Source organism: Pseudomonas sp. BGA-UO-ETr-WB11 (assembly GCF_059567785.1).
Genome location: NZ_JCAQOS010000004.1, coordinates 65,438 through 77,598 on the forward strand (window position 1 = coordinate 65,438; position 12,161 = coordinate 77,598).

Here is a 12,161-nt window from a genome sequence, read left to right on the forward strand (position 1 = left end):
GCGTGAGGCGGCAAGCCTGTTGGCTCAGCTGCCGAGCAGATCGCTCATGGCGATAATCTGTTCGGCGACCTGGATCAGCTTCTGCTGGCGGCTCATGGCCTGGCGGCGCATAAGGGTGTAGGCCTCTTCTTCGTTGCAGTTTTTCATCTTCATCAGCATGCCCTTGGCCAGCTCCACGCGCTTGCGCTCGGCCATCTGCTGGTCACGGGCATGCAACTGGGCGCGCAGGGCCTGATCACTCTCGAAGCGCACCATGGCGACATCGAGGATGGGTTTGAGCCGCTGCGCCTGGATGCCCTCGACGATGTAGGCGCTGACCCCCGACTGAATGGCCTGACGCATTACGTCGGGGTTTTGCTCGTCAGTGAACATGACGATCGGCCGTGGCTGGTCACGCGTGACCAGGCAGACCTGCTCCATCACGTCGCGGCCGGGGGAGTCGCTGTCGATCAGGATTACATCCGGGCGCACGGCTTCTACGCGGGCCGGCAGGTCGATGATCAGGCCAGACTCGTCGATGACGTCGAAGCCGGCTTCAATCAGTGCGGCGCGCAGCCGGCCAACCTTCTTCGGGGTGTCATTGATCAGGAGGATTCGTAACATCTTGGCGGTGATATCCATTACGTACGTCTCTTAGGCAGAGACCGAGGCTTGAGTGCTGTCGCTCAAGGCGTGCAAGGCAAAGCTGCGGGCGTAGCCGGCGGGATCGTTGCCGTCCCAGACTTTGCCGTCTATCAAGGTGGAGCTGCGCATGGCCGATGGCGGCAGGGCGATGCCCAACTGGCTGGCGGCTTCACGGTAAAGGTTGAGCTGCTGGACCTGACCGGCAATGGCCTGATAGTCCGGATCATTGCGCAACAGGCCCCAGCGGCGGAACTGGCTCATAAACCACAAGCCGTCGGACAGGTAGGGCATGTTCACCTCGCCGTTGGCAAAGAAGCGCAGCGGGTGCTGATCCTGCCAGGCGTAGCCCATGCCGTCCTCATACTGGCCGAGGAAGCGCGGCTGGATGGCGTTCAGCGGCGTATCCAGATACTCACTGCCGCTGAGCAGTTGGGCGGTGCTGCGTTTGTTCTCTTCGCTGGCATCGATAAAACGGCTGGCTTCCAGTACCGCCATGACCAGGGCACGCGCGGTGTTGGGGTATTCCTCGACAAAGGCGCGGGTGCAGCCCAGAACTTTCTCCGGATGATCGGGCCAGATCGCCTGGCTGGTGGTCAGGGTAAAGCCCATCTGTTCATCAATGGCGTGGGCGCCCCAGGGCTCGCCGGCGCAGAAGCCGTCGATACGCCCGGCCTTGAGGTGAGCGACCATCTGCGATGGCGGCACGACCACGCTGTTGACGTCTTCCAGTGGGTGGATGCCTTGGCTGGCCAGCCAGTAATTGAGCCACATGGCATGAGTGCCGGTGGGGAAGGTCTGGGCGAAGGTCAGTTTTGCACTGCTTTGGCGCACATGTTCGCGCAGTGCTTCAGCGCTGGTCACGCCGGCGGTCTGCAGCGGACGTGAGAGGTTGATGCTTTGGCCATTCTGGGACAGGCCCATGAGCACGGCCATGTCCACCGGCGGGGTGCCGCCGATGCCCAGGTGTACGGCATACAGCAGACCATACAGGCCTTGGGCCGCATCCAGTTCGCCGCTCAGCAGTTTGTCCCGCAGGGTGGCCCAGGACGCCTGGCGCTGCAGGTTCAGCGTCAGTCCGTAAGGCTGGGCAAAGCCCTGGGTGGCCGCCACGATCAGTGAGGCTGAGTCGGTCAGGGCCATAAAGCCAAGGTTGATGGCGCTTTTTTCCGGGGCGTCGGAACCCGCCACCCAGGCGAGCGGGTCAAGGTGATTTTGCGGGTGAGAGTCGGTCATTATTTTTTCCGTCCAAGCACAAAAAATCACTGTCCAGCCGTGCTTGTGCACTGCCAGAGAGCGACGCCGTTGTCTGATTTATGCCTGCCGCCGTTGGCAGGTCGTTAGCTGTACATAACCCTTAGCAAGCGATATGCCAGAGTGGCGTTGTGCGGCGGATAAACAAAACCCCGCACACGGCGGGGTCTGTTCACTATCAAGCGACTGTTAGCGCTCGAGGATTTGCTTGACCGACGATTTCTGGATCTGTTGATCGCGGCCTTCGCTGTCTTCGAAGCGGTACATGTCGGTGTCGGTGTCGAGTTTTGGCTTGCCGTCGGTGCTGATCAGCTGGCCGTCGGTGGTGGCGATAATGTATTCGCTGGAGCAGCCGGCCAGGCTCAGTACGCAGCAGGCGGCAAGAATCAGTTGCTTCATGGTGTTCCCCCTAATGATCACGATGTTTCTTCAATAGCTGAAGTTACGCTAACCATTTGGCTGCGATTTGCCTAGTGCTCAGGCAATAAAAACCCCGCACTAGGCGGGGTTTTTATTGACGCTGTGCTCGTTAGGCTTGAACGACCGGGATCTTGGCGTTCGCAGCAACTTCACGGAACTCGGCAATCTGGTCGAAGCTCAGGTAGCGGTAAACGTCGGCAGCCATGCTGTCGATGTCGGCCGCGTAGACCATGTACTCTTCAACGGTCGGCAGTTTGCCGGTGATTGCCGCAACGGCTGCCAGTTCGGCAGACGCCAGGTACACGTTGGTCGCGTCGCCCAGGCGGTTCGGGAAGTTACGGGTCGACGTGGAAACCACGGTCGAACCGGTTTCTACCCGTGCCTGGTTACCCATGCACAGCGAGCAGCCTGGCATTTCCATGCGCGCGCCAGCTTTGCCGTAGATGCCGTAGTAGCCTTCTTCGGTCAGCTGGTGTGCGTCCATCTTGGTTGGCGGAGCCAGCCACAGACGAGTCGGCAGGTTGCCTGGATTTTTCTCCAGGAGTTTGCCGGCGGCACGGAAGTGACCAATGTTGGTCATGCACGAACCGATGAACACTTCGTCGATCTTCTGGCCTTGTACGCTCGACAGCAGACGGGCATCGTCCGGGTCGTTCGGGGCGCAGAGGACTGGCTCTTTGATGTCAGCCAGGTCGATTTCGATGACTTCGGCGTATTCCGCATCGCTGTCAGCCGACAGCAGTTGCGGGTTGGCCAGCCAAGCTTCCATGGCCTGAGCACGACGCTCCAGGGTGCGAGCATCGCCGTAGCCTTCGCCGATCATCCAGCGCAGCAGGGTGATGTTGGACTGCAGGTATTCGCCAATGGCTTTTTCCGGCAGCTTGATGGTGCAACCGGCAGCGGAGCGCTCTGCGGAGGCGTCGGACAGCTCGAAAGCCTGTTCAACGGTCAGCTCGTCCAGACCTTCGATCTCGAGGATGCGGCCGGAGAAGGCGTTGATCTTGCCCTTCTTCTCAACGGTCAGCAGGCCAGCCTTGATGGCGTAGTAAGGGATCGCGTGGACCAGGTCGCGCAGGGTGATGCCTGGCTGCAGCTTGCCTTTGAAGCGCACCAGTACCGACTCCGGCATGTCCAGCGGCATAACGCCGGTGGCTGCGGCGAAGGCGACCAGGCCGGAACCGGCCGGGAAGGAGATGCCCATCGGGAAGCGGGTGTGCGAGTCACCACCGGTGCCGACGGTATCCGGCAGCAGCATACGGTTCAGCCAGCTGTGGATGATGCCGTCGCCCGGACGCAGGGACACGCCGCCACGGGTCATGATGAAGTCTGGCAGGGTGTGGTGAGTGGTGACGTCGATCGGCTTTGGATAGGCCGCGGTGTGACAGAAGGACTGCATCACCAGGTCAGCAGAGAAGCCCAGGCAAGCCAGGTCTTTCAGCTCGTCACGGGTCATGGGGCCGGTGGTGTCTTGCGAACCCACGGTGGTCATCTTCGGTTCGCAGTAGGTGCCTGGACGTACGCCTTGGCCTTCTGCCAGACCGCAAGCGCGGCCAACCATTTTCTGGGCCAGGGTGAAGCCCTTGCCGCTGTCGACCGGCGCTTCCGGCTTCTTGAACAGGTCGGACGGTGCCAGACCCAGTTCAGCACGGGCTTTTTCGGTCAGGCCACGGCCGACGATCAGCGGAATACGGCCGCCAGCGCGAACTTCGTCGAGCAGTACGTCGGTTTTCAGCTGGAAGCTGGTAACCAGTTCGTCGCTGCCATGACGGCGCACTTCGCCTTTGATCGGGTACACGTCAATGACGTCGCCCATGGCCAGGTTGCTGCAATCGAATTCGATCGGCAGGGCGCCGGCGTCTTCCATGGTGTTGTAGAAGATCGGGGCGATTTTGCTGCCGAAGCAGAAACCACCAGCGCGCTTGTTAGGCACGTTCGGGATGTCGTCGCCGAAGAACCACAGCACCGAGTTGGTGGCGGATTTACGCGAAGAACCAGTACCCACTACGTCGCCGACGTAGGCAACCGGGAAGCCTTTGGCTTTCAGGGCTTCCATCTGCTTGATCGGGCCAACGCTGCCAGGCGCGTCTGGGTTGATGCCGTCGCGGGCCATTTTCAGCATGGCCAGGGCGTGCAGCGGGATGTCTGGGCGGGACCAGGCATCAGGTGCTGGCGACAGGTCGTCGGTGTTGGTTTCGCCAGTGACCTTGAACACGGTCAGGGTGACTTTTTCTGGAACGGCAGCGCGGTTCTTGAACCACTCGCCTTCGGCCCAGGAAGCCAGCACAGCTTTGGCGTTGGCATTGCCAGCTTTGGCTTTTTCGGCAACGTCGTGGAAGGCGTCAAACATCAGCAGGGTGTGCTTCAGCTGCTCAGCGGCAACGGCCGACAGTTCGGCGTTGTCCAGCAGTTCAACCATGGTGGTGATGTTGTAGCCGCCCTGCATGGTGCCCAGCAGTTCGACGGCGCGCGTCTTGCTGATCAGCGGGGAGGTGGCTTCGCCCTTGGCGATGGCAGAGAGGAAACCGGCCTTGACGTAAGCAGCCTCATCCACGCCCGCAGGAACGCGGTTGGTGATCAGGTCAACCAGGAAGGCTTCTTCGCCAGCAGGTGGGTTTTTCAGCAGCTCGATCAGGCCTGCGGTTTGTTCGGCGTTCAGCGGCTGGGGCACGATGCCCTGAGCGGCACGCTCTTCAACATGTTTGCGATAGGCTACAAGCACAGTTTTTACCCTCATCAGTGGTCCCGGTGGGTCCGGAACGCGCATCCATAAATCACTGAACACAAGCGTCGCGCGGCTTTTTGAGCCGTTGGACCAGGGTTTCAGTGTCTTCGAACAGAAGCTGTTTTCAAAGTTTTACGCCGGCAGGAGGCCTGATGAGGGCGGCGGCGGGCTGCTGAACGGGTCAGCGTGTCTGTCGCAACGATTTCCTGCCGGGTCAAGGGAAGTGCGGTTCGCTCGGAGCTGCCCTGTACGGGTTGCTCAACGCCTTCCCAACTGTGCTCGTGACGCTTTGAAAACAGCTTCCAACGGACATTGGCGCCTTAAAGGCCGGCCGATTCTACTGCAACAAGACGTTAAAGTTAAGCCGCAAAGCCCATGCGGGCGTGGTGACCGCGTATGGACAAAGGTCTAAGATGCCCGCCTGTTTTGCCGCCTGTGTAGCTGTTCGCCATGTCTTCTCAATGTATCAAGACGCCTTGCGTCGGCCTCTGCTCAACGGTTTATGGGGATCTGGTCTGTCGTGGCTGTAAGCGTTTTCATCACGAAGTGGTGAACTGGAACCTGTATGGCGACGAGCAAAAGTACGCCGTCTGGCGGCGCCTGGAGATTTTGCTGGTGCAGGTGATGGCCGCCAAACTGGAGGTGTTTGACCCTGCACGGCTGCGGCAGCAACTGGAGCAACGCAGCATTCGCTTCGCGCCCGAGCAGTCACCCTATTGCTGGGCGTATCAATTGATTGCCCGTGGTGCGCGAGTGATTAACCAGCTGGACGCTTATGGCATGGTGTTGCTGCCGGAGTTTCGCGACTGGACGCTGCCGGCCTTGCGTGACGCAATTGATCGCGAGTTCTTTTTGCTTTCCGAGGCTCACTACCAGCGGTATATCGCGCCGAGTTTTTTGCGTGATGGGCTGGAGGGCTCTGACTGAGGCCGTTGTCAGGCATAAAAAAGCCGCCTGTGCAGGCGGCTTTTTTGTTGCTCGGCAGACTTAGCGCTGAGCGACCAGGTCTTCCAGGCGGTCAATGATGTCGTCTGGCTTGAGCACCAGAACATCGCTTTCCAGGGCATCCAGCACCACTTCCGCAGTATTGCCGATCAGCACGCCAGACAGGCCGGTGCGCGCCACGGTGCCGAGGATGGTCAAGGCTGCGTTGAGACGCTTGGCGGTGTAGGGGATCAGTACGTCAGCCGGGCCTTCCTCGATGTGCAGGCATTCGTCGGCGATGGCGAACTCGTTTTGGAAGATTTTGCAGTTGGCCCGGTAGCGCGCTTCGATGCTTTCTTTCAGTTGAAAGGTCGGGTCGGCGGCAGAGAGCATGGGCGACGGGTAAGCGCCGATGACATGCAGTTCGCACTGCGCCAGTTGGGCGATTTCATAACCGTGACTGATGATGCTGGTGTGCAGGGCGCGGTGCGGACCGTCGGCATTGCCGGCGTCGACAGCAGCGAGAACTTTGCCATTGGCCCACGGCGTATCGGTTTTCACTATCAGTACCGGGACTGGGCTGTAGCGCAGCAGTTTCCAGTCGTCTGGGGTCAGCAAGGCTTTTTTCAGCGGGTTCTCGGGCTTGTGGCGCTTGACGATCAGGTTGCAACCTTCTGCTTGCTGGGCGGCGATGATGGTCTGGTGGACGCTGTCCAGCCAGCTTTGCTGGGTGCTGACACTGAAGCCTTCGTCGGTCAGGGTTTTGGCCAGGGCGTCGAGGTCAGCTTGGTGGTCGTGCTTTTTCTCACAGACCAGCAGGTGCAGATGGCACTGGGTCACGCCGGCAATCAGCTTGGCACGGTTGATGGCCAGCCCATCTGGCTGATGGGGCTCGACGACTACCAGAATGCTGCGAATAGCTTGCATGATCATCTCCCTGAGGGTGTTTATAACTAAATTAACTTTAGTTGGATTCTATTGCGGCTGGGTTGATATATGTCAACCGTAACTCAGCTGATTGGCAGCCATCATCGCCAATCCTCAACGTATAATGCGCGGCTTTGATGACAGCGGCCAGCCCACTATGTTGCTTCCTGAAATTGCTGAATTCCTTGGCTGCAAAACACCCGATGGCTGGGTGCAGGCGGCTTTAGCCGACCTGGAAACCTTGCTGCTGGATCACAAAAACTGTGAGTTCAAGGCCGCCAGCACCGCGCTGAGCCTGATGGCCAAGTACAACACCCACGTCGACTTGATCAACCTGATGTCGCGTCTGGCCCGTGAGGAGCTGGTGCATCACGAACAAGTGATGCGCTTGATGAAGCGCCGCAAGATTGCCCTGCGGCCTTTGTCGGCCGGTCGCTATGCGTCAGGCCTGCGCTCAGTGGTGCGTACCCATGAGCCGGTCAAGCTGGTCGATACCCTGGTGGTTGGTGCCTTTATCGAGGCGCGCAGCTGCGAGCGCTTCGAGGCGCTGGTGCCGCACCTGGATGCGGAGCTGGGCAAGTTCTATTTCGGTCTGCTGAAAAGCGAGGCGCGGCATTTTCAGGGGTATCTGCGCCTGGCCTATCAGTACGGCGAGGCGGCGGATGTGGAGCGCACCATCGAGCGCGTGCGGGTGGCTGAGCGTGAGCTGATCGAGTCGCCCGATGTGGAGTTCCGCTTTCACAGCGGCGTACCCGTCAGCAGCGCTGTGTAGTCAGTCGTTGAGGGTAAAGGCGCTCTGCTGGTAGCCCTTTTCGTCGACTTGTAGGGCCCAGCCTTGCTGGTCCCAGTCACCCAAAACGATGCGTTGCGCCGTTTGGCCGTTGACCTCCAGCGTGTGGCTGGCCGGGCGGTGGGTGTGGCCGTGAATCAGGGTGCGTACGCTGTATTTGGCCATCAGGCGCGGCACTTCGCTGGGCGTCACGTCGATGATGCTGGCCGCTTTCTGGCGGGTTTGCAGCTGGCTTTCCTTGCGCAGTTTGCGCGCCAGGGCATGCCGCTTGGCCAGTGGTAGATGACGCAGCAGCCACAGACTGAGCGGGTTGCGCAGCAGGCGGCGCATGCGCATATAGGCCGCGTCGCTGGTGCACAGGCTGTCGCCATGCATCAGCAATACGGGCTCGCCGTTGAAGCTTACGCGGCACGGGTCACTGAGCAGGGTGCAGCCGGCCAACTGGCAAAACCCTTGGCCGAGCATGAAGTCGCGGTTGCCATGCATTAAATAGAGGCGGGTGCCGCTGTCTGCCAATTCGCGCAGGGCGCTGGCGATCTCGTGCTGGAACGGCCCCATGGCATCGTCGCCCACCCATACCTCGAAAAAATCACCGAGGATGTACAGGGCTTCGGCCTGGCGGGCGCGAGTCTGCAGAAAATGCACAAACGCCCGGGTGATGTCCGGGCGTTGTTGTTCAAGGTGCAGATCGGAGATCAGCAGTATCACTCAACGATCTCTGCGCGCTCGATGATCACGTCTTCCAGGGGGACGTCCTGGTGGCCGGATTTCGAGCCAGTGGCGACGCCTTTGATCTTCTCGACCACGTCCATGCCTTCAACGACTTCGGCGAACACGGTGTAACCCCAGCCTTGTACGGTCGGTGCGCTGTGGTCGAGGAAATCGTTGTCCTTAACGTTGATAAAGAACTGCGCGGAGGCCGAATGCGGTTCCATGGTGCGAGCCATGGCCACGGTGCCGACTTTGTTCGACAGGCCGTTGTTGGCTTCGTTCTTGATGGTGGCGCGAGTGGCTTTTTGTTTCATGCCAGGCTCGAAACCGCCGCCCTGGATCATGAAGTTGCTGATCACACGATGGAAAACGGTGTTGTCGTAGTGACCGGCAGCGACATATTCCTTGAAGTTGGCGGTGGTCAGCGGCGCCTTGTCTTCGAACAGGTTGAGGGTGATGACGCCGTGGTTGGTGTGCAGTTTGATCATGATCGGTTCCAGTTGAGTTGCCGGTAAAAACGGTGCGAATGCGCTAATGACCTGTCTTGCCGGTGGCTGACAAGCCGTTGTGCGAATCTTTTACGGTGCAATCCGCCTGTGCAGGTGCTTTGCGTCTGTCAGGGGGTTGACGGGTTCGCTATCATAAGCGCTTTGACTTGGCCGGCCTACCCTGGCCAGGCACCTGTACGATCAAGGACACCATGAGCAAGCCTGAAATCCCCAGCGTTTCTCCTTCGAACTTCCTCCGCCAGATTGTTCAGAGCGATCTGGATGCCGGCAAGCACGTCAAAATCGTCACGCGCTTTCCGCCGGAGCCCAACGGCTATCTGCATATCGGTCACGCCAAGTCGATCTGCCTGAACTTCGGCCTGGCCAAAGAGTTTGGTGGCGAGTGCAATCTGCGCTTCGATGACACCAACCCGGCCAAGGAAGATCAGGAGTACATCGACGCCATTGAAAGCGACGTTAAGTGGCTGGGGTTTGAGTGGTCGGGCGAGGCGCGTTATGCCTCCAACTACTTCGACCAATTGCACGAGTGGGCGCTGCACCTGATCAACACCGGCAAGGCTTATGTTGATGACCTGTCGCCGGACGAGGCGCGCGAATACCGTGGCAGCCTGACTGAGCCGGGCAAGAACAGCCCGTTCCGTGAGCGCAGCGTCGAGGAAAACCTGGACCTGTTTGCACGCATGAAGGCCGGCGAGTTCCCTGACGGCGCACGCGCCTTGCGGGCGAAGATCGACATGGCTGCGCCGAACATGAACCTGCGCGACCCGATCCTTTATCGCATTCGTCACGCCCATCACCATCAGACCGGTGATAAATGGTGCATCTACCCCAGCTACGACTTCACCCATGGCCAGTCGGACGCGCTGGAAGGTATTACCCACTCCATCTGCACACTGGAGTTTGAGGATCACCGCCCGCTGTATGAGTGGTTTCTGGCCAATCTGCCGGTGCCCGCGCAGCCGCGTCAGTACGAATTTGCGCGCCTTAACCTGAACTACACCATCACCAGCAAGCGCAAGCTCAAGCAGTTGGTGGATGAGCAGCACGTGAATGGCTGGGACGATCCGCGCATGTCGACGCTGTCGGGCTTCCGTCGTCGCGGCTACACCCCGGCTTCGATCCGCAATTTCTGCGACATGATCGGCGTCAACCGCGCCGGTGGTCTGGTGGATATCGGCATGCTCGAATTCGCCATTCGTGACGACCTGGATGCAAACGCCGCGCGCGCCATGTGCGTGCTCAAGCCGCTGAAAGTAGTCATTACCAACTACCCAGAAGGGCAGGTGGAAAACCTCGAGCTGGCACGCCATCCCAAACAGGACATGGGCGTGCGCGTACTGCCGTTCAGTCGCGAGATTTACATCGATGCCGGCGACTTCGAAGAGGTGCCACCAGCGGGTTACAAACGTTTGGTGCCAGGTGGTGAGGCGCGCTTGCGCGGCAGTTATGTCATCCGTGCCGATGAGGCGATCAAGGATGCCGATGGCAACATCGTCGAGCTGCATTGCTCCTATGACGAAAACACCCTCGGCAAAAACCCGGAAGGGCGCAAGGTCAAAGGCGTGATCCACTGGGTGCCGGCAGCGGCCAGCGTCGAGTGTGAAGTGCGTCTGTATGATCGCCTGTTCCGCTCCGCGCAGCCGGAGAAGGCCGAAGACGGTGCCAGCTTCCTCGACAACATCAACCCGGATTCCCTGCAGGTGCTGACCGGCTGCCGTGCCGAGCCATCGCTGGCCGAGGCGCAGGCAGAAGAGCGTTTCCAGTTCGAGCGCGAAGGCTACTTCTGCGTGGACCTGAAAGACTCTGCGCCAGGTAAACCTGTGTTCAACCGTACTGTCACCCTGCGTGACTCCTGGGGCCAATAATGGCGTTGTCGATCTACAACACCCTGAGCAAGAGCAAGGAAGTCTTCACGCCGCTGCAAGGTAATCAGGTGCGCATGTACGTCTGCGGCATGACCGTGTACGACTTTTGCCACCTGGGCCACGGCCGCAGCATGGTGGCCTTTGACGTGATTACGCGCTGGTTGCGCCATAGCGGCTATGAGCTGACTTATGTGCGCAATATCACTGACATCGACGACAAGATCATCAATCGCGCCAATGAAAACGGCGAAGCGTTTGAGGTGCTGACTGAGCGCATGATCGCGGCGATGCACGAGGATGAAGCGCGCCTGAATATCCTCAAACCGGATATGGAGCCGCGCGCTACCGACCATATCGCGGGCATGCATGCGATGATCCAGACCCTGATCGACAAGGGTTATGCCTATGCGCCCGGTAATGGTGACGTGTATTACCGGGTGGGCAAGTTCGAGGGCTACGGCAAGTTGTCGCGGCGCAAGGTTGAGGACTTGCGCATCGGCGCGCGCATCGAGCCGGGCGAGTCGAAGCAGGATCCGCTGGATTTCGTCCTGTGGAAGGCCGCTAAACCGGGCGAACCAAGCTGGTCTTCGCCTTGGGGTGATGGGCGTCCGGGTTGGCATATCGAGTGCTCGGTGATGTCCACCTGCTGCCTGGGGGATTCGTTTGATATCCACGGCGGCGGTAACGATCTGGAGTTTCCGCACCACGAAAACGAGATCGCCCAAAGCGAGGCGGCCACCGGTAAGCCGTACGCCAAGTCGTGGTTGCACTGCGGGATGATCACCATCAATGGCGAGAAGATGTCCAAGTCCCTGGGCAACTTCTTCACCATCCGTGAGGTGCTGGAGAAGTACCATCCGGAGGTGGTGCGTTATCTGTTGATCGCCAGTCACTACCGCAGCCCGATCAACTATTCGGAAGACAATCTGCGCGAGTCGAAGGCGGCGCTTGAGCGTTTCTATAACGCCCTTAAGGGTTTGCCGGAGGCTGAGCCAGCAGCAGCGGATGAGTTTGTTGCGCGCTTCTCGGCGGCTATGGATGACGACTTCAATACGGCTAGCGCCTGTTCGGTGTTGTTCGAGTTGGCGCGGGAAGTCAATCGCCTGCGCGACAGCGATATCCAGGCGGCCGCGGCTCTGGCTGCGCGCTTGAAGTCGTTGGCGGCGTTGCTCGGGGTTTTGCAGTTGGAGCCTGAGGCTTTCTTGCAGGCGGATGCGGCGGGGCGTGTCGATGCCGCAGCTGTAGAGGCCTTGATCGAAGCGCGTTTGGCGGCGCGAGCGGCTAAGGATTGGGCGGCTTCCGACCAGATCCGTGATCAATTGAGCGCCATGGGCGTGCTGCTTGAAGACGCCAAGGGCGTCACGAGCTGGCGTTTGGCGGATTAACCGCCGCACGCTGGTAGGCGTGCCGACTGATCA

General features: G+C 59.9%; 11 protein-coding genes. 4 read left to right on the forward strand and 7 right to left on the reverse strand.

Annotation, left to right across the window (positions count from 1 at the left end):
- Positions 1-24 precede the first annotated feature (24 nt).
- The 4 genes from AC56DI_RS03415 to acnB all read right to left on the reverse strand — a co-directional run bounded on the left by AC56DI_RS03415 (position 25) and on the right by acnB (position 5,014).
- On the reverse strand, positions 25-603 hold the full coding sequence (locus AC56DI_RS03415; protein WP_324520129.1) for an ANTAR domain-containing response regulator: 579 nt from the start codon (positions 601-603) through the stop codon (positions 25-27).
- A gap of 30 nt (positions 604-633) precedes the next feature.
- Positions 634-1,857 carry a CmpA/NrtA family ABC transporter substrate-binding protein gene (locus tag AC56DI_RS03420; protein ID WP_496344949.1) on the reverse strand — a complete coding sequence of 408 codons (1,224 nt, stop codon included), beginning with the start codon at positions 1,855-1,857 and terminating at the stop codon, positions 634-636.
- A 207-nt stretch (positions 1,858-2,064) separates the two neighbouring features.
- On the reverse strand, positions 2,065-2,274 hold the full coding sequence (locus AC56DI_RS03425) for a YgdI/YgdR family lipoprotein (RefSeq protein WP_324520053.1): 210 nt from the start codon (positions 2,272-2,274) through the stop codon (positions 2,065-2,067).
- A 130-nt stretch (positions 2,275-2,404) separates the two neighbouring features.
- The gene (gene acnB, locus AC56DI_RS03430) at positions 2,405-5,014 is read right to left on the reverse strand and encodes a bifunctional aconitate hydratase 2/2-methylisocitrate dehydratase (RefSeq protein WP_496345252.1); all 2,610 of its coding nucleotides are present in this window, start codon (positions 5,012-5,014) and stop codon (positions 2,405-2,407) included.
- A gap of 453 nt (positions 5,015-5,467) precedes the next feature.
- On the opposite strand from acnB, the gene AC56DI_RS03435 reads away from it, so the two are divergent.
- On the forward strand, positions 5,468-5,944 hold the full coding sequence (locus AC56DI_RS03435) for a DUF1289 domain-containing protein (RefSeq protein ID WP_496344950.1): 477 nt from the start codon (positions 5,468-5,470) through the stop codon (positions 5,942-5,944).
- Between the two features lie 60 nt (positions 5,945-6,004).
- On the opposite strand, the gene AC56DI_RS03440 is transcribed toward AC56DI_RS03435, so the two are convergent.
- Entirely contained in the window at positions 6,005-6,868 is an 864-nt protein-coding gene (locus tag AC56DI_RS03440) for a universal stress protein (RefSeq protein ID WP_496344951.1), read from the reverse strand.
- Between the two features lie 157 nt (positions 6,869-7,025).
- Between AC56DI_RS03440 and AC56DI_RS03445 the strand changes: the two genes are divergently transcribed.
- Positions 7,026-7,640: a MiaE family protein gene (locus AC56DI_RS03445; protein ID WP_496344952.1), complete on the forward strand. Its 615-nt coding sequence runs from the start codon at positions 7,026-7,028 to the stop codon at positions 7,638-7,640.
- Here the strand turns inward: AC56DI_RS03445 and AC56DI_RS03450 are convergent, their stop codons facing one another.
- Together AC56DI_RS03450 and AC56DI_RS03455 are read right to left on the reverse strand one after the other, a co-directional pair.
- Positions 7,641-8,366, reverse strand: coding sequence for a UDP-2,3-diacylglucosamine diphosphatase (locus AC56DI_RS03450; RefSeq protein WP_496344953.1), 726 nt, complete (start codon positions 8,364-8,366; stop codon positions 7,641-7,643).
- Complete coding sequence (locus AC56DI_RS03455) at positions 8,363-8,857, reverse strand: peptidylprolyl isomerase (protein WP_324520058.1); 495 nt, start codon at positions 8,855-8,857, stop codon at positions 8,363-8,365. Before AC56DI_RS03455 ends, AC56DI_RS03450 begins: the two co-directional genes overlap by 4 nt.
- A 212-nt stretch (positions 8,858-9,069) precedes the next feature.
- Here AC56DI_RS03455 and AC56DI_RS03460 point away from each other — a divergent pair, with 212 nt between their 5' ends.
- Both AC56DI_RS03460 and cysS read left to right on the forward strand, forming a co-directional pair.
- Positions 9,070-10,743, forward strand: coding sequence for a glutamine--tRNA ligase/YqeY domain fusion protein (locus AC56DI_RS03460; protein ID WP_496344954.1), 1,674 nt, complete (start codon positions 9,070-9,072; stop codon positions 10,741-10,743).
- The gene (cysS, locus tag AC56DI_RS03465) at positions 10,743-12,128 is read left to right on the forward strand and encodes a cysteine--tRNA ligase (protein ID WP_496344955.1); all 1,386 of its coding nucleotides are present in this window, start codon (positions 10,743-10,745) and stop codon (positions 12,126-12,128) included. Before AC56DI_RS03460 ends, cysS begins: the two co-directional genes overlap by 1 nt.
- The last annotated feature ends 33 nt before the right edge of the window (positions 12,129-12,161 follow it).

Coding starts and splice junctions, on each gene's coding strand:
- AC56DI_RS03415 (WP_324520129.1), bottom strand. CDS start 603: ATGTTACGAATCCTCCTGATCAATGACACCCCGAAGAAGGTTGGCCGG.
- AC56DI_RS03420 (WP_496344949.1), bottom strand. CDS start 1,857: ATGACCGACTCTCACCCGCAAAATCACCTTGACCCGCTCGCCTGGGTG.
- AC56DI_RS03425 (WP_324520053.1), bottom strand. CDS start 2,274: ATGAAGCAACTGATTCTTGCCGCCTGCTGCGTACTGAGCCTGGCCGGC.
- AC56DI_RS03435 (WP_496344950.1), top strand. CDS start 5,468: ATGTCTTCTCAATGTATCAAGACGCCTTGCGTCGGCCTCTGCTCAACG.
- AC56DI_RS03440 (WP_496344951.1), bottom strand. CDS start 6,868: ATGCAAGCTATTCGCAGCATTCTGGTAGTCGTCGAGCCCCATCAGCCA.
- AC56DI_RS03445 (WP_496344952.1), top strand. CDS start 7,026: ATGTTGCTTCCTGAAATTGCTGAATTCCTTGGCTGCAAAACACCCGAT.
- AC56DI_RS03455 (WP_324520058.1), bottom strand. CDS start 8,857: ATGATCAAACTGCACACCAACCACGGCGTCATCACCCTCAACCTGTTC.
- AC56DI_RS03460 (WP_496344954.1), top strand. CDS start 9,070: ATGAGCAAGCCTGAAATCCCCAGCGTTTCTCCTTCGAACTTCCTCCGC.
- cysS (WP_496344955.1), top strand. CDS start 10,743: ATGGCGTTGTCGATCTACAACACCCTGAGCAAGAGCAAGGAAGTCTTC.